Source organism: Pseudochrobactrum sp. sp1633 (genome assembly GCF_030376605.1).
In the GTDB taxonomy this organism is placed as follows: Bacteria; Pseudomonadota; Alphaproteobacteria; order Rhizobiales; family Rhizobiaceae; genus Pseudochrobactrum.
Window position 1 is genome coordinate 1 of sequence record NZ_JARRAE010000021.1, and the last position, 15,802, is coordinate 15,802.

20 protein-coding genes and 1 pseudogene are annotated in these 15,802 nt (G+C 63.2%); 7 read left to right on the forward strand and 14 right to left on the reverse strand.

What is annotated here, in order from left to right; all coding sequences use genetic code 11:
- From P8H26_RS16175 to merR, 9 genes and pseudogenes are all read right to left on the reverse strand, one after another.
- Window positions 1–2,862 (reverse strand): annotated as a pseudogene (locus P8H26_RS16175) (Tn3-like element TnAs1 family transposase); the annotation flags it as partial.
- A 33-nt stretch (window positions 2,863–2,895) separates the two neighbouring features.
- Window positions 2,896–3,453, reverse strand: a complete 558-nt coding sequence (locus P8H26_RS16180) for a recombinase family protein (RefSeq protein ID WP_003100847.1) — start codon at window positions 3,451–3,453, stop codon at window positions 2,896–2,898.
- Window positions 3,447–3,818 (reverse strand): hypothetical protein, encoded by a 372-nt coding sequence (locus P8H26_RS16185; protein WP_003100853.1) that lies wholly within the window; start codon window positions 3,816–3,818, stop codon window positions 3,447–3,449. The genes P8H26_RS16180 and P8H26_RS16185 overlap by 7 nt, the downstream gene beginning before the upstream one ends.
- Window positions 3,815–4,315 carry a hypothetical protein gene (locus tag P8H26_RS16190; protein ID WP_003100856.1) on the reverse strand — a complete coding sequence of 167 codons (501 nt, stop codon included), beginning with the start codon at window positions 4,313–4,315 and terminating at the stop codon, window positions 3,815–3,817. Before P8H26_RS16190 ends, P8H26_RS16185 begins: the two co-directional genes overlap by 4 nt.
- On the reverse strand, window positions 4,312–4,638 hold the full coding sequence (locus tag P8H26_RS16195; RefSeq protein ID WP_003100858.1) for a hypothetical protein: 327 nt from the start codon (window positions 4,636–4,638) through the stop codon (window positions 4,312–4,314). The genes P8H26_RS16190 and P8H26_RS16195 overlap by 4 nt, the downstream gene beginning before the upstream one ends.
- A 254-nt stretch (window positions 4,639–4,892) precedes the next feature.
- Window positions 4,893–5,249 (reverse strand): cupin domain-containing protein, encoded by a 357-nt coding sequence (locus tag P8H26_RS16200; protein ID WP_003465043.1) that lies wholly within the window; start codon window positions 5,247–5,249, stop codon window positions 4,893–4,895.
- A 236-nt stretch (window positions 5,250–5,485) separates the two neighbouring features.
- Entirely contained in the window at window positions 5,486–5,872 is a 387-nt protein-coding gene (locus tag P8H26_RS16205; RefSeq protein WP_003100872.1) for a DUF86 domain-containing protein, read from the reverse strand.
- The gene (locus P8H26_RS16210) at window positions 5,869–6,159 is read right to left on the reverse strand and encodes a nucleotidyltransferase family protein (protein WP_001247892.1); all 291 of its coding nucleotides are present in this window, start codon (window positions 6,157–6,159) and stop codon (window positions 5,869–5,871) included. The genes P8H26_RS16205 and P8H26_RS16210 overlap by 4 nt, the downstream gene beginning before the upstream one ends.
- A gap of 221 nt (window positions 6,160–6,380) precedes the next feature.
- Window positions 6,381–6,815: an Hg(II)-responsive transcriptional regulator gene (gene merR / locus P8H26_RS16215; RefSeq protein WP_000429838.1), complete on the reverse strand. Its 435-nt coding sequence runs from the start codon at window positions 6,813–6,815 to the stop codon at window positions 6,381–6,383.
- Between the two features lie 71 nt (window positions 6,816–6,886).
- On the opposite strand from merR, the gene merT reads away from it, so the two are divergent.
- Genes merT through merE form a run of 6 tightly spaced genes read left to right on the forward strand, consistent with a single transcriptional unit; the run spans window position 6,887 to window position 10,034 of the window.
- Window positions 6,887–7,237 carry a mercuric ion transporter MerT gene (merT, locus tag P8H26_RS16220; RefSeq protein WP_001294667.1) on the forward strand — a complete coding sequence of 117 codons (351 nt, stop codon included), beginning with the start codon at window positions 6,887–6,889 and terminating at the stop codon, window positions 7,235–7,237.
- 15 nt (window positions 7,238–7,252) lie between these two features.
- A complete protein-coding gene (merP, locus tag P8H26_RS16225) occupies window positions 7,253–7,528 on the forward strand; it encodes a mercury resistance system periplasmic binding protein MerP (RefSeq protein ID WP_000735441.1) in 276 nt (91 codons plus the stop codon).
- 2 nt (window positions 7,529–7,530) lie between these two features.
- Entirely contained in the window at window positions 7,531–7,776 is a 246-nt protein-coding gene (gene merF, locus P8H26_RS16230; RefSeq protein ID WP_000654684.1) for a mercury resistance system transport protein MerF, read from the forward strand.
- Complete coding sequence (gene merA / locus P8H26_RS16235) at window positions 7,773–9,419, forward strand: mercury(II) reductase (protein WP_000136268.1); 1,647 nt, start codon at window positions 7,773–7,775, stop codon at window positions 9,417–9,419. The genes merF and merA overlap by 4 nt, the downstream gene beginning before the upstream one ends.
- Window positions 9,420–9,435: 16 nt before the next feature.
- Window positions 9,436–9,801 carry a mercury resistance co-regulator MerD gene (merD, locus tag P8H26_RS16240; protein ID WP_003465059.1) on the forward strand — a complete coding sequence of 122 codons (366 nt, stop codon included), beginning with the start codon at window positions 9,436–9,438 and terminating at the stop codon, window positions 9,799–9,801.
- Complete coding sequence (gene merE, locus P8H26_RS16245; protein WP_001087809.1) at window positions 9,798–10,034, forward strand: broad-spectrum mercury transporter MerE; 237 nt, start codon at window positions 9,798–9,800, stop codon at window positions 10,032–10,034. Before merD ends, merE begins: the two co-directional genes overlap by 4 nt.
- A gap of 52 nt (window positions 10,035–10,086) precedes the next feature.
- On the opposite strand, the gene P8H26_RS16250 is transcribed toward merE, so the two are convergent.
- The 5 genes from P8H26_RS16250 to P8H26_RS16270 all read right to left on the reverse strand — a co-directional run bounded on the left by P8H26_RS16250 (window position 10,087) and on the right by P8H26_RS16270 (window position 15,011).
- On the reverse strand, window positions 10,087–10,701 hold the full coding sequence (locus P8H26_RS16250) for a recombinase family protein (protein ID WP_000904941.1): 615 nt from the start codon (window positions 10,699–10,701) through the stop codon (window positions 10,087–10,089).
- A gap of 61 nt (window positions 10,702–10,762) precedes the next feature.
- Entirely contained in the window at window positions 10,763–11,980 is a 1,218-nt protein-coding gene (locus tag P8H26_RS16255; protein WP_003465063.1) for a TniQ family protein, read from the reverse strand.
- Entirely contained in the window at window positions 11,977–12,885 is a 909-nt protein-coding gene (locus P8H26_RS16260; RefSeq protein ID WP_003465065.1) for a TniB family NTP-binding protein, read from the reverse strand. Before P8H26_RS16260 ends, P8H26_RS16255 begins: the two co-directional genes overlap by 4 nt.
- Window positions 12,886–12,887: 2 nt before the next feature.
- Window positions 12,888–14,567: a Mu transposase C-terminal domain-containing protein gene (locus P8H26_RS16265; protein ID WP_003465068.1), complete on the reverse strand. Its 1,680-nt coding sequence runs from the start codon at window positions 14,565–14,567 to the stop codon at window positions 12,888–12,890.
- A 111-nt stretch (window positions 14,568–14,678) separates the two neighbouring features.
- A complete protein-coding gene (locus P8H26_RS16270) occupies window positions 14,679–15,011 on the reverse strand; it encodes a LysR family transcriptional regulator (protein WP_004357617.1) in 333 nt (110 codons plus the stop codon).
- A 367-nt stretch (window positions 15,012–15,378) separates the two neighbouring features.
- Here P8H26_RS16270 and P8H26_RS16275 point away from each other — a divergent pair, with 367 nt between their 5' ends.
- Entirely contained in the window at window positions 15,379–15,801 is a 423-nt protein-coding gene (locus tag P8H26_RS16275) for a MarR family winged helix-turn-helix transcriptional regulator (protein ID WP_223296479.1), read from the forward strand.
- The last annotated feature ends 1 nt before the right edge of the window (window position 15,802 follow it).

The window sequence follows — 15,802 nt, forward strand, 5'->3', positions numbered from 1 at the left end:
GGGCCGAAACTTCCCGTCTTCCAGTCTGCGGCTCTGCCGCCAGACGTAATCGCCGGTTAGGTTGATGTGCTCCCAGCCCAGCGGCGACAGGAATTGCAGCAGCTCGCCGTCCACCGGCTTGCCGGCCTCGACCAACCCCTGGGTGGCGCGTTCCAGGTACACCGTGTTCCACAGCACGATAGCCGCCGTCACCAGGTTGAGGCCGCTGGCCCGGTAGCGCTGCTGCTCGAAGCTCCGATCCCTGATTTCCCCAAGGCGGTTGAAGAACACCGCCCTGGCCAGCGAGTTGCGCGCCTCACCTTTGTTCAGGCCGGCATGCACGCGGCGGCGCAGTTCAACACTTTGCAGCCAGTCCAGGATGAACAGCGTGCGTTCGATCCGGCCCAGTTCGCGCAGGGCGACAGCCAGGCCGTTCTGACGCGGATAGCTGCCGAGCTTGCGCAGCATCAGCGAGGCGGTAACGGTGCCCTGCTTGATCGAGCTGGCCAGGCGCAGGATGTCGTCCCAATGAGCGCGCACGTGCTTGATGTTCAGGGTGCCACCGATCAGCGGGCGCAGCGTCGGGTAGGCCTGCACGCCCTGCGGCACGTACAGTTTGGTTTCGCCGAGGTCGCGGATGCGTGGCGCGAAGCGGAAGCCCAGCAGGTGCATCAGGGCGAAGACGTGATCGGTGAAACCGGCCGTGTCGGTGTAGTGCTCCTCGATCCGCAGGTCGGACTCGTGATACAGCAGGCCGTCGAGCACATAGGTGGAATCTCGGACGCCGACATTCACCACGCGTGTGCTGAACGGCGCGTATTGGTCGGAGATGTGGGTGTAGAACAGCCGTCCTGGCTCGCTGCCGTACTTCGGGTTGACGTGCCCGGTGCTCTCACCCCGGCCGCCAGCGCGGAAGCGCTGGCCATCGGAGGATGAGGTGGTGCCGTCGCCCCAATGGGCAGCGAAGGCATGGCGGTACTGGTGATTGACCAGCTCGGCCAAGGCCGCCGAATAGGTTTCATCGCGGATGTGCCAGGCTTGCAGCCAGGACAGCTTGGCGTAGGTCAGGCCGGGGCTCGACTCGGCCATCTTGGTCAGCCCGAGGTTGATCGCATCGCCCAGGATCGCTGACAGCAGCAATGTCCGGTCTTTGGCCTCGGCACCGTCCTTCAGGTGGGTGAAGTGGCGGCTGAAGCCCGTCCAGTCGTCCACGTCCATCAGCAGTTCGGTGATCTTGATGCGCGGCAGCAACTGGCTGGTCTGGTCGATCAGCGCCTGCGCGGTATTGGGCACCGCGGAATCCAGTGGGGTGATCTTCAGCCCTGACTCGGTGAGGATGGCATCGGGCAGCTCGTTGTCCTTGGCCAGGCGGGTGACGGTGGCCAGCTGCTCGTCCAGCAGCTGCAAGCGCTCTTCCAGGTACTGGTTGCTGTTCGGGTTGATCGCCAGGGGCAGAGCCTGCGCATGCTTGAGCGCGGCGAACCTCTCTGCCGGCAGCAGGTAGTCGTCGAAGTCGCGGAACTGCCGCGAGCCCTTGACCCAGATGTCGCCGGAGCGCAGCGCGTTCTTCAGCTCTGACAGGGCGCAGATTTCGTAGAAGCGCCGGTCGAGGCCTTCCGGGGTTATCACTAGCGGCCTCCAGCGCGGCTTGATGAAGGCGGTGGGCGCATCGGCCGGCACCTTGCGCAGGTTGTCGGCGTTCATCTCGCGCAGGGTCTGCACGGCCGCCAGCACGCCTTGCGCAGCCGGGGCGGCGCGCAGTTCCAGCACCTCCAACAAGGCCGGCGTATAGCGGCGCAGGGTGGCGAAGTTCTCGCCAACCAGGTGCAGATGGTCGAAGCCCTCCGGCCGGGCCAGCAGCTCGGCCTCGCTGACGCTCTCGGTGAACTCGTCCCAGGGAATCACCGCCTCGATGGCGGCGTAGGGATCGCTGCCGCTTTCCTTGGCCTCCAGCAGGGCCTGGCCGATCTTGGAGTACAGGCGCACCTTGTCGTTGATCGCCTTGCCTTGCTTCTGGAACTGCTGCTGATGCTTGTGCTTCGCGCCGCTGAACAGCTTGACCAGGATGCGGTCGTGCAGATCGACCAGCTCATCAATCACGGTCGCCGTACTCTCCAGCACCACGGCGGCCAGGGTCGCGTAGCGCCGCTGCGGCTCGAACTTACCGAGGTCTTTGGGCGTCATCTGCCCACCCTCGCGGGCCAGCTTGAGCAGGCGGTTCTGGTGGATGTGCCGGCCCAGAGCTTCGGGCAAATCCACCAGCTGAAATGTCTTCAGCCGCTCGATGTGTTCGAGCATGTGCCGGGAGTTCGGTTTTAGTGGGGCCTGCCGCAACCAGGTCAACCAGGTGATGCTGCTGCCGGCCTTGAGCTTCAACAGCTCGTCCAGCTTGGCCCGATGCGAGTCCGTGAGTGGTTCGACCAGGGCGCGGTAGACCCGGCGATTGGCCCGCGCAATGGCTTCCGAGCAGGCCCGGTCAATCACGCTCAGCGCCGGCAGGATGCGCCGCTTCTGCCGCAGACTCTCCAGCGCCTGGCCGGCCAGCAGCAACCCCTTGTCGGTCTGCTGGGCCAACTCGGTCAGCTCGCGCACCAGGGCGCGGAAGTCGGACAGGCCGAACGGGGCCAGTTGTAGGTAGGTGCGCAGTTCCTGGGCGTGCTCGCGGCGAGTCACGTCGCGTTCGCCGTATTTCGCCCAACTCGTTGGGTCGACCTGAACTTGCTTGGCCACCCACTGGATGACCGGCTCGGGCAACTCGCTGTCGCTGCCCAGCGCATAGCCTGGATATCGCAGCAGGCTGAGCTGCACCGCGAAGCCCAGGCGGTTGGCGTCGCCGCGCCGCTGGCGGATCAGCGACAGGTCGGAGTCGTTGAAGGTGTAGTAGGGGTCGTCTCAGAAAACGGAAAATAAAGCACGCTAAGCGTGCGTGGAGGCTGGCACCCAGCGGTACAGCGTCGGAATGGACACGCCGAGGTTCTTGGCCACGTCCTTGGGCGGCACCCCGCTGGCCAGCAGCTTCTTGGCCGACTCGATCTTGCTGTCGGTCATCTTCGGCTTGCGGCCGCCTTTGCGGCCGAGCTGCTTGGCGACTTCCAGCCCGGCGCGGGTGCGCTCGACGGTCAGCTCGCGCTCCATTTCGGCAAGGCTCGCCATGACGTGGAAGAAGAACCGCCCGGATGGTGTGCCGGTATCGATGGAGTCGGTGAGGCTCCTGAACTGGACACCGTGCTTGTGCAGATCGCCGACCAGATCGACCAGTTGCTTGACCGACCGGCCCAGCCGGTCGAGCTTCCAGACGACCAAAGTATCGCCTTCGCGCAGCATTTCGAGCGTCTTGGCCAAGCCAGGCCGGTCTGCCCGCGTGCCACTCACCTTGTCCTCGAAGACCTTTTTACATCCGGCCTTGCTCAAGGCTTCGCGTTGCAGCTCCAGGTTCTGATCCTGCGTCGAGACGCGCGCATAGCCAATCAACATGGCTTGTCTCGCGCCCGGTCGATGCGTTCCTGCATCGCCTGCATCACTTCTTCGTGGGTGTACGATCTGGCGTTGGCGTCGGTGGCTTGCCGCAGGGCTTCCTCAACCTCGCGCGTCATCCGCTCGTAATCCTCCGGCCACAGCGCTTGCTCCATGCGCAGCGACGCCTGACCCAGCAGGTGCAGCAGGCTGAACAGCCGCATGTCGTTGGTGGCGACGATGCGCTCCCGAATCTGCTCCTGAATAGCTTCGCTAGCCCGATGCGCTTGTGGTGTGGCAGTCCCCTCGTAGTCAGCGGGGAATTCCGCTTCCTCGGCAATCCTTGCCCAGGCGCTGGCCAGCGCCTCGATGGTTGACGTGCTCATTTCCGCCGCTCCTGTGCTCTTTGGCGAATCAACCGGCCAAGGGGCCTCGACGCGAAAACCAGCAGCATCACGCCTATCGGATACCAGGTCGAGAAGACCACCAAGGCATCGAAGGCTGGCCGTCCGGTGTTGGTAGGCAGTACGGCGGTCACAGCCATCAACCCGCCGACCGTCCAGATGATGCGCCACACGTAGGGCATCACGCGGGGCACGTAGCCGTCATCGAAAGCGGTCTGGTAGTAGCGGCGCAGGCCGCGCTCGGCAAGCGCCTGGCGCTGCCGCTCCGACAGCGCATCCGTCCGGCCATACCAGCGCCGGAATGGTGGACAGCGCAGCAGCAAAGGGGTGAAGAGGATCATCACCGCCACGATCGCGACACCCCACGCCATGACGGCGCCGGCATCGGGCCGCTTGGCGTTCTCGATCACGGGCGCGAAGACGCCCGGAGCACCGATCATCCAGAACAGCGCAATGTGCTGATGGAAGGAGAGCTTCATTTGCTCATCCACTTGCGCAGCAGGCGCTTTTTCAGGGAGGCGCGTTCTTGCGGGTTGCGTCCCTTGTGATTGGCGATGCGATCCGCCGTGGCGGCCTGGCGCTTGACGGGCCAGTAGGAGCGGCCATCCTTGCCCATCGACCAGACGCTGCTGGCCTGGTTTTCCAGCAGGGGCAGATGGGCGCTCAGGGCTTCGGGCGACGCGCTGGTCAGCGCCGTGCGCTCACGGGTGCGCCAGCGCTGATGCCAGAGCTTCTTGTCCTCGCGCTCGCTGCCGCAGGTCGTGTGCCCGACGATGGGTGTTTTGCGGCGGCTGCGGCTCATAACGTAGTGGTCTCCAAGAACATTCAGGACTGATCCCAGGCGTCGATGGTCAAGACCTGATCGGCAGGACAGGCGGCTACGCGGTCGGGAACTGGATGGTGTTCAGTCTCATGCCGACCCCATTCGATTGATCGCGTCGCTTGCGGCACGCTGCGACGCAAGGAGGTTTGCGACCTGGTTTAGCAGCCGTGTCCGCTGCATGTCTGTTACCTATCTCCCCGACCGCTCATTGGACCAACTCCAGAGATTGGGCTCTATCGCTCAGCCAATACGAAACCGGCATTGGCTGATGCCACAACCGAGACGAACACAAATGGCTCGGTACCTGTATTTCGCGCCCCGTGCACTTGGCCCGGTCTTGCCACGGCTATCTCACCTTCCCTGAGGGCACGAACAATCCCATTGCCCTGAAAGTAATCAGCCATTCCCGACAAAACAGTCCACGTGTCTTGGCCGTGAGGATGAATGTGAGCCGCAATTTCCTGCCCGGGATGGACATGCCAAACCACGATAATTGAGTCTCGGGTTTCAAGCACAACGGAACGAATAGGCTCGCCTTCGGACGGCTGAACATACTCGGCTACAGAAAATATTCTCGATTCAACAGTCATCGGAGATCCCTCTTTCACAGTGCCCCCAGACAGGCTGGATATGAGTTCTAACTCGAATTTGAACGGGAGGCTGGTCGTGCGGTCGTGCAGTTGCCGATGAGCGTGTCGGCTGCTGCCTCCTTGCCCACCAGCGAACTCACGTCCGTTGCGGCCATCCAGAAGGTCTTGCCCGAGCGCGGCTCATAGGTCGCGGGATCGAACACGCCAGAGGGGCCGAACATCGGCGGCTTGATTGGTCATGGCTCCATGCCTTTGTCGTTACGGTCTTCATCGTCGGCATCCTGACGCACGGCGGGCAATTGCTGGAGCAACGCCGGCAGCCATTCCTGTACCGTCTCCCACACCACATCGAGGTTGATGTCGAAATAGCCGTGAGCCATGCGATTACGCATATTGCGCATGCTGCGCCACGGCACGTCGGCATGCGCCTGGGTGAACTCGACGTAGCCATCCATCACCTTTGTGGCCGCCTCGCCGATGACGATCAGGCTCATGATGACGGCCTGCTGGGTGCGCTTGTCGGCCAAGAAGTCGTCCTTGGCCATCCCTTCCACGAAGCTGCGCGCATCGGTTGCGGCCTGCTGAATGTGGTCGAGGTAATCGGGCAGGCGGTTCTCGCTCATATCGGTTGCGCCTCCGCGAGCACCTTGGCCCGGAACTTCGGCGGCAGGTCGCCGGGAGTCAGCAGATCGACGTCAACGCCGAGCAGCGATTTCAGTTCTTCTTCCAAATCGCCCAAGTCCAACAACGTGGCACCGGGCAGCGCATCGACCAACAGGTCGAGGTCGCTGCCATCCCGGTCGGTGCCATGCAGCACCGAGCCGAAGACGCGCGGGTTCGCGGCGCGAAAGCGGCCTACCGCTTCACGCACTGCGCTTCGCTTCATGTCAAGCACAACAGACGGTCGCATGCGCATCCTTTCTTATCGAAACTCGTTGAGATGATATGCAATCAAGAATAGAATTTCAAGAACTATTTTCGAGAATCGCAATGCCTTGATTCCCGTGCCGCGCTGTCACTTTCAGAAGGCGACAGCACGAAATATCAAAAGTCGACCGCACGGTCTTTTCTGACGTTGGAGTCGCCTCAGAAAACGGAAAATAAAGCACGCTAAGGCGTAGTTCCCTCGGGCTACACCGCGTCCGCACTGCGCGGTTCTTTCTTCCCTTGCAGTGACGCAATCAGCGGGCAGGAAACGTTCCCCTTCCGCGCATGGCAGGCGCACACCAAATCAGACAGCACGGCCTCCATGCGCGCCAGGTCAGCCATCCTCTCGCGCACGTCCTTGAGCTTGTGCTCGGCCAGGCTGCTGGCTTCCTCGCAATGGGTGCCATCCTCCAGCCGCAGCAGCTCGGCGATCTCATCCAGGCTGAAGCCCAACCGCTGGGCTGATTTCACGAAGCGCACCCGCGTTACATCCGTCTCGCCATAGCGGCGAATGCTGCCGTAAGGCTTGTCCGGTTCCGGGAGCAAGCCCTTGCGCTGATAGAACCGGATGGTCTCCACATTGACCCCGGCCGTCCTGGCGAAAACGCCAATGGTCAGGTTCTCCAAATTGTTTTCCATATCGCTTGACTCCGTACATAACTACGGAAGTAAGCTTAAGCTATCCAATTCAGATTCGAAAGGACAAACGTATGTCTGAACCTCAAAACGGGCGCGGCGCGCTCTTCACTGGCGGGCTGGCCGCCATCCTCGCCTCGGCTTGCTGCCTCGGGCCGCTGGTTCTGATCGCCTTGGGGTTCAGCGGCGCTTGGATCGGCAACTTGACGGTGTTGGAACCCTATCGCCCCATCTTTATCGGCGTGGCGCTGGTGGCGTTGTTCTTCGCCTGGCGGCGCATCTACCGGCCGTCAGCCGCCTGCAAACCGGGTGAGGTTTGCGCGATTCCCCAAGTGCGAGCTACTTACAAGCTCATTTTCTGGGGCGTGGCCGTGCTGGTTTTGGTCGCGCTCGGATTTCCCTACGTCGTGCCATTTTTCTATTGATCACAGGAGTTCACCATGAAAAAGCTGCTTTCCGCCCTTGCCCTCGCTGCCGTTGTTGCCCCCGTGTGGGCCGCCACCCAGACCGTTACGCTGTCCGTACCGGGCATGACCTGCTCGGCCTGTCCGATCACTGTCAAGAAGGCGATTTCCAAGGTCGATGGCGTCAGTAAAGTTGACGTGACCTTCGAGACGCGCGAAGCGGTGGTCACCTTCGATGATGCCAAGACCAGCGTGCAGAAACTGACCAAGGCTACCGAGGATGCGGGCTACCCATCATCAGTCAAGAACTGATCATGAAAGACCCGAAGACACTGCTGCGGGTCAGCATCATTGGCACAACCCTCGTGGCGCTGTGTTGCTTCACCCCTGTTCTGGTCATTTTGCTCGGTGTGGTCGGCTTGTCCGCGCTGACCGGCTATCTGGACTATGTGCTGCTGCCTGCGCTGGCGATTTTCATCGGCTTGACCATCTACGCCATCCAACGAAAACGCCAAGCCGATGCCTGCTGCACACCGAAATTCAATGGAGTAAAAAAATGACCGAAATCACCGTGAATGGCATGACCTGCACATCCTGCGCCACCCATGTCAAAGATGCTTTGGAAAAGATTCCCGGCGTGAATGCCGCTGTGGTGTCCTATCCAGAAAGCCGCGCGCAAGTCATGGCAGACACCGCCGTGAGCCACAACCAACTGCTGGCCGCCATCGCCGCATTGGGTTATCAAGGCTCGATCCGGGTTGGTGATTTCAAAGATGAACCAAAAATCCGTGATGCACTTGAGGGCGCCGGTTTGCATATCGCCATCATTGGCAGCGGCGGGGCCGCGATGGCGGCGGCGCTGAAGGCCGTCGAGCAAGGCGCGACGGTCACGCTGATCGAACGCGGCACCATCGGCGGCACCTGCGTCAATATCGGCTGTGTGCCGTCCAAGATCATGATCCGCGCTGCCCATATTGCCCATCTGCGCCGGGAAAGTCCGTTCGACGGCGGTATTGCGGCAACTGTGCCTGCGATTGACCGCAGCAAACTGCTGGCCCAGCAGCAGGCCCGTGTCGATGAACTGCGGCACGCCAAATACGAAGGCATCCTGGACGGCAATCCAGCCATCACCGTTTTGCACGGTGAAGCGCGTTTCAAGGACGACCAGAGCCTGGTCGTCCGTTTGAACGAGGGTGGCGAGCGCGAGGTAACGTTCGACCGCTGCCTGGTCGCCACCGGTGCCAGTCCGGCCGTGCCGCCGATTCCGGGCCTGAAAGAGTCACCCTACTGGACTTCCACCGAAGCGCTTGTCAGCGACACCATTCCCGCACGCCTGGCCGTGATCGGTTCGTCGGTGGTGGCGTTGGAACTGGCGCAAGCCTTTGCCCGGCTCGGCAGCCAGGTCACGATCCTGGCACGCAGCACCTTGTTCTTCCGGGAAGACCCGGCCATCGGCGAGGCCGTGACAGCCGCTTTCCGCGCCGAGGGCATCGAGGTGCTGGAGCACACGCAAGCCAGCCAGGTCGCCCATGTGAACGGCGAATTCGTGCTGACCACCGGACACGGTGAATTGCGCGCTGACAAGTTGCTGGTTGCCACCGGTCGGGCACCGAATACGCGCAGCCTCGCGCTGGACGCGGCGGGGGTCACTGTCAATGCGCAAGGGGCCATCGTTATCGACCAAGGCATGCGCACGAGCAACCCGAACATCTACGCGGCCGGCGACTGCACCGACCAGCCGCAGTTCGTCTACGTGGCAGCGGCCGCCGGCACCCGTGCCGCGATCAACATGACCGGCGGCGACGCAGCCCTCAATCTGACCGCGATGCCGGCAGTGGTGTTCACCGACCCGCAAGTCGCCACCGTGGGCTACAGCGAGGCGGAAGCGCACCACGATGGCATCGAGACCGACAGTCGCACGCTGACACTCGACAACGTTCCGCGAGCGCTTGCCAACTTCGACACACGCGGCTTCATCAAGCTGGTCATCGAGGAAGGTAGCGGACGGCTCATCGGCGTGCAGGCGGTGGCCCCGGAAGCGGGCGAACTGATCCAGACGGCGGTGCTCGCCATCCGCAACCGCATGACGGTGCAGGAACTGGCCGACCAGTTGTTCCCCTACCTGACAATGGTCGAGGGGTTGAAGCTTGCGGCGCAGACCTTCAACAAGGACGTGAAGCAGCTTTCCTGCTGCGCTGGATAAAAAAAGGAGGTTTTCAATGAGCGCCTACACCGTGTCCCGGCTGGCCCTTGATGCCGGGGTGAGCGTGCATATCGTGCGCGACTACCTGCTGCGCGGATTGCTGCGTCCGGTGGCGTGCACCCCGGGCGGCTATGGCCTGTTCGATGATGCCGCCTTGCAACGGCTGTGCTTCGTGCGGGCGGCCTTCGAGGCGGGCATCGGCCTGGACGCGCTGGCGCGGCTGTGCCGGGCGCTGGATGCTGCGGACGGCGATGAAGCGGCCGCGCAGCTTGCCGTTCTGCGCCAGTTCGTCGAGCGTCGGCGCGAAGCGTTGGCCGATCTGGAGGTGCAGTTGGCCACCATGCCGACCGAGCCGGCACAGCACGCGGAGAGTCTGCCATGAACAGCCCCGAGCGCTTGCCGTCCGAGACGCACAAACCGATCACCGGCTACCTGTGGGGCGCGCTGGCCGTGCTCACCTGTCCCTGCCATTTGCCGATTCTCGCCATTGTGCTGGCCGGCACGACGGCCGGCGCGTTCATCGGAGAGTACTGGGGTATCGCAGCCCTCACGCTGACCGGTTTGTTCGTCCTGTCTGTGACACGACTGCTGCGGGCCTTCAAAGATCGATCATGAGCGCTTCCCATTGAGACAAACCACGCTGTCGCTACGTTGCCTCATGCCGGCATCAAATTCGGCTGAGTAGCTTCTCGCCATCTGGACGTAGCTCACCCTTGGGTGAAACATGCCGATACAGGGTCTGCCGCGTGACGCCAAGTTCCTGGCACAGGTCGCCGACCTTGGTCTCTGGCTGACCCATTGCCGCCATCGCCAGCCGCAGCTTGGCGGCGGTCATCTTGAACGGCCGGCCGCCTTTCCGCCCGCGCGCGCGGGCCGAGGCTAGGCCGGCAATCGTGCGCTCCGCGATCAACTCGCGCTCGAACTCGGCCAGGGCGGCGAAGATGCCAAAGACCAGCTTGCCGGCGGCGGTCGTGGTGTCGATGGCCGCGCCGTGCCCGGTTAATACCTTCAAGCCGATGCCGCGCCCAGTCAGGTCGTGCACGGTGTTGATGAGATGTCGCAGGTCGCGTCCGAGCCGATCCAGTTTCCACACGACCAGTGTGTCGCCAGTTCGCAACGCCTTCAGGCAGCTCGTCAAGCCGGGCCGATCCTCGCGCATGCCGGATGCCTGGTCCTCGTAAAGATGTACTGGATCGACCCCGGCGGCAATCAGCGCGTCGCGCTGCAAATCGGTAGCCTGGGAGCCGTCCGCCTTCGATACCCGCATGTAGCCTATCAGCACCTTTTCACCCGTCACGTATACGTTCGATTATGTGACAGTGTGAGCCAGAAAGTTCTCGCCGTCAAAAACTGTCACTTAACCCGTCATTTAGTCTAAGACCTGCAAACGGCCATTCAGGCTCGTAATGTGACAAAAACTCCGGCGGGATGCCCTCCTTGGTGAACGTGGCGCGCAAACGTTCCAGGGATTCGGGGTCGCGTCGCCCGTAGGACGCCAGTGTGAACAGCAAGCGGGCCGTCTCCGGGTTGTGTCGCGCTTCAATGATGGCCTCATCGATGGCCTGGGCTGCTCGTTGCCAGTGGTTGATGGGTTCCGGCTTCGGCACCTTCGCCGGCAGGCCGTTGGTGAAACCAGTGTGCGGCTCCGTCTGAAACAGCGCGGCCTGTTCCCCGCGCGGGATCAGCGCCTTTGACTCGATCAGCGTGATGGCGGTGGCCGCCGCCTCCAGCATCTGCCACTGCACCGCCGGGGCCAGAATCTCGTAGGGACGCCACAGACTCTGCCCGGCGCGCAGCGGATGGCCGCAGCGCTCCCAGACATGGCGGATGCTCGCCGAGCAACTGCCGCAGTGCGAGAGCGGCGTGTTCAGCTCATCAAGCAGGGTGCGCAGCAGCCGGAACCACAAGCCGGCGTGGACACGCCGACGCGGCAGCTCCACAAAACCCGTCGTCAGCGCCTGCCAGGTGCGCCGGTCCATGCAGGCGATTGCGTCATCGGCAGGGCGCGGCGCAGCATCGGCGATTTCCCACTGAAGATACCGGCCGGGCATGCCCCAGTAGGACTCCAGCCAGCAGCCATGCTGCGGGCAGCTCAGCATCAAGGGGAGCTGCCAGACGAGTAGCACAGCTTGATTCGTTGGATCGTTCAGACACTGCGGACACGCCCGGCGAATCGTCTGGCTCGGTAGCCAGGCACGCCAGCGAGTGATGGACCGCACCTTGCGGGTGCGCTTGGGCAGGAGCACCGCGCATTGGAATGTATAGGTTTCCAAGGCTGCTGGTACCGAATCGTCGAGACTGTCGAGCAGCCACGGCACCCAGCCTGCAAGACTCATGCTGCGCAACCGCTCCAGCTCGACGCCACTGCGCTGGCAGAGCGCCGTCAGCAACGACAAGGATGGTGCGGTATCCAGGTCATCAAGTTGGCTGTGACCAAGATCGTGGGCCAGCAGCTCGTGCACGTCCATCTGGTAGCAGGCGGCGACCCGGTTGAGCCATGAGGACAGGGCTTCGCCTTCCTTGGGTGCCGGATGCAGCGGCCAGCGCGGCGCGGACTTCACATCAGTTCCCGCTCGAACTGTCGCCGCCGCTCACTGGGGCCGATGTAGTCGGCCATGCTGAGCGTGCGGTGGTTGATCGCTTCCTCGCCACTCTCCACGGCGGCGACGGCCGCCGCCACCAGCAGATGTGCAAGCTCGCCGATGGTGCCTTCGCTCCGGGTGAGCAGGTAGCGGGCCATGTCCAGCGTGGCAATCGGGGATGGCCGCCGTAGCGGGAGTGACGCCGCGAAGCTGGCCAGCAGCGAGCAGCAGTCCTCATTGGCCTCCCACGGCGGCAGCAGCATCGGCTCGAAGCGGTTTTCCAACTGATCGTCCGAACGGATGGCCAGGTACGCCTCGCGCGTGCCGACCCCGACCAGGGGGATACGCAGCTCGTTGCCGAGGAAGCGCAGCAGGTTGAGGAACTCGCGCCGGTTAACGCTGTTGCCAGCCAGTACATTGTGCAGTTCGTCGATCACCAGCATGCGCACGCCGACCTTGCGCAGCAGGGCCAGCGCCAGTTGCTCCATTTCCGGCAGCCGTGGGCGCGGGCGCAGCGGCGCGCCCATCGCAGCCAGCAGCGCGACATAGAAGCGGATCACCGATGGCTCTGACGGCATCTGCACGACCAGCACCGGGATATGTTCTTGGTCAGCGTCGGTGCCGACCGGGTGCGCCCGCCGGAATTTCTCGACGATCATCGACTTGCCGTTGTTGGTGGGGCCGACCAGCAGCAGGTTTGGCATGCGTTGCTTGTTCGGCCACGCATACAGAGTTTCCAGCCGGTTCAGCGCCTCGACCGCGCGCGGGTAGCCGATCCAGCGGTCGGCGCGAATGCGCTGGATGCGCTCGTCTGCCGGCAGCCTGGCCAAACCCTGTGCCGCTGGCAGCAGGTGGGACAGGTCAATGACGGGATATTCGTCCACGGCTACCACTCCTCGATCTGATCGAACGGTTTGGCCGGCGGCAGGTTGTCTGCCTGCGGGTCAGCCATGTCCACATCCGGCGGTATGGGCTTGGCCGGTGGCTCCGACGTCTTGAGGTGCTGGCGGCGATCAGCGTCGCGCCGCGCCTTGCGCGTGGCCTTCTGGGCGGTGGTCACGATCTCGCGCATCTGCCCGATCATGCGGAACAGCGCCGACTCGTCCACCTGCTCGCGCCCGAGCTGACGCAATTTGGCCAGCGCCTGGCGTTGTTCCCAGAGGGTGACGGCCGGATGGGACAAGGTGCGGTAGTGGATCTCCAGATAGTGCTGACCTTCCGGTTCCAGTACCCAGATGCGGCTGATGTCGCGCGGATCGCGCCGGATCAGGAAGGCGGGCAAGCGCTCGCGCCGGGCAATCCACGGCTTGAGGGCGTCGGCGTAGTAGTGGATGTGGTCGATGACAAAGCCGGTGCGGGTCAGGGTGCGGCGGATCACCGGCAGGAAATCGACCAAAAACGCGGTGGGGCGGGTAACGACGGCCGGGACGCCAACGCGCTCCACGGCCTCGGCCCAGCGCGCGGCCGGCGGCTGGAGCAGGCCGTTGTGCACGGAGCCGTGATAGGTGCCTACCGCCAACGCGAGCCAGCGCTCCAGCTCGCGCAGCGTCAGGGTGGCCATCTTCTCGGAATCGTACTCGCCGCGCTGGCCGGGATTGGAGAAGGTCGTCCCCGGTAATTCGTCGTGGATCATCTGCATCGCCGTGCCGATGATCCGTTCCACGATGCCGCCGTAGTGCGGCTGGCCTGGTGGGCGATAGTCCAGCCGGATGCCATGCTGTTCGCAGCCACGGCGCAGCGCTTCGCTTTTGAACTCGGCCGCGTTGTCCAGATAGAGCAGCCTGGGCTTGCCGCTCATCGGCCAGTCCATTTCCACATTCAGCCCTTCCAGCCAGGGCCGCTTGTCGCAGGCGGCATGCGCGAGGCATAGGCCGACCGAGACGGCGGACGGCGCTTCCAGCGTGACCACCATGCCGAGTACGCAGCGCGTGAACACGTCGATGGCGAGGGTCAAATATGGGCGGCCAATCGGTTGCCGGTCGCGCTCGTCGACCACGATCAGGTCGATGACGGTGTGGTCGATCTGCACCTGTTCCAGCGGCATGGTGACTTCTGGCGGAATGCCACCCGCGCCTTGCAAGGGACGGGCAGCGTCCTGCCCGCCCCGGCTGCGGGCTATTTTCGCCGGGTGTAGTCCGGCAATCCGCTGGGCCACGGTGTTGCGCGCCGGCACCGGCAGCTTCTGGGTTTTGCACGCCTGCGCGACTTCGCGGTGGAACGCCGCCAGGCTGCGTTTCTGCTTGGTCAGGAAGCGCTTTTGCAGCAGCTCGCGGATGATGCGCTCGACCGGTTCCGGCAAGCGCCCCTTGCCTTTGCCGCCGCCGGATCGGCCGGGCGTCAGGTCTGTTACCAGGCCAGTACCCTGCCGGGCGCGACGGATCAGGACATATACCTGTCGCCGGGACAGGCCCAGCGCTTGGGCTGCCTCATCGGCGGCTTCATGCCCGACCACCTCAAGCGCTGCCAGTGGCCCGATGATTTCCGTCCGGTGCCGGGCTTGCGCCCATGCCTCGTCGGGCAGGGTGGCCACGCCTTGCGCGGCAATCGGTGGAGTGTCTGATGTCATGCCCAAACCTCGCTTTGGTGCACACGAGTATTGAGCATAGTCGAGATTGGTGCAGACGACTCCTGATATTGGGCTGTCAGGAGCCGTATGCACACCAGGCGTTACATCCAGTCAGATGGTGCGGTCGTCTTCTGAAAACGACACAAACCTCACGAGCCCGGTCTTGAGTTTCCGCGCGGAGCGGATCTCCGTTGCGGCGTTACGAAGGTAGCGCGCTCCCACCACCGCTTGTTGAAGGAAGCGCTCACCTTCTGGAGTCAGCCCTGCCCCCGCTCGCGTACGCTTGAAGAGAGAAAAGCCAAGTTGGCGCTCAAACAGCTGCACACGTCGGCTGACGGTGGATTGCGATATCGATAGGCGCTCCGCCGCTCGGCGGAAGCTGCCGGCCTCGGCGACCTGAACGGCGTACTTCAGGTATCGGAGATCAAGAGTCAGGTCGGGCATGAGACCCGTCCGATCATACCGGCGGTCTCATCGGCGAACCGCCTGCGCCCGGTGAGCGGCACCCATGCACGTCCACTTTCATCGAGCCCACCCCCGCTAGCGCCTGGGGAACGAGCACGTCCGTTGATCTCAGATGTGGAATCCGAGCTGAGCCCCTCAATGAGCATGACCATGTCCGAATCTGTCATAGATGCATGCGGCGGTCATACATTTTCACACGCTTGAAGTCTATGCGCGAAGCATATATTCTTGCGGTATGGAGCCTGAGGTCGCCAAGTACCATTTAGGTGCACTCGCGTTGGCCGTTGCAGACAGCATCGCCAGTGTCTCGGCCTCGTTTTCACCAAGCGGCCCGGGGACCGCCGTGATGGTGTTACTCAGCATGGAGCCCGGACTGCCGATCAGCGTTTTGGCTACCTCGATCGGGCTTTCTCATGCCGGGACGGTGCGATTGATCGATAGGCTCGAGCGCGAACAGTTGGTGGAACGACGAAGACAAATCACCGACAGGCGGGCGCGCTTCATTCACCTCACCAATTCGGGGAAGAAGATAACGGACGCCTTGCTCAAGGCACGGGAGCAGGTGATCTCCGAATGTATTTCGCCCCTGTCGCCCAATGACCTCGACATTCTAGGCATGCTGTCGGAGCGGCTCCTTGTGGCAAACGGCTTCGACAAAGATGGCTCGGTCAGCCTTTGCCATCTGTGCGGCTACAGCAGGATCGCGCCTTCCCGTGGTAAAGCTAAGCCGGGGCGCTCGCCACGCTGGAACGTCGCATCAGAAGGCTGAC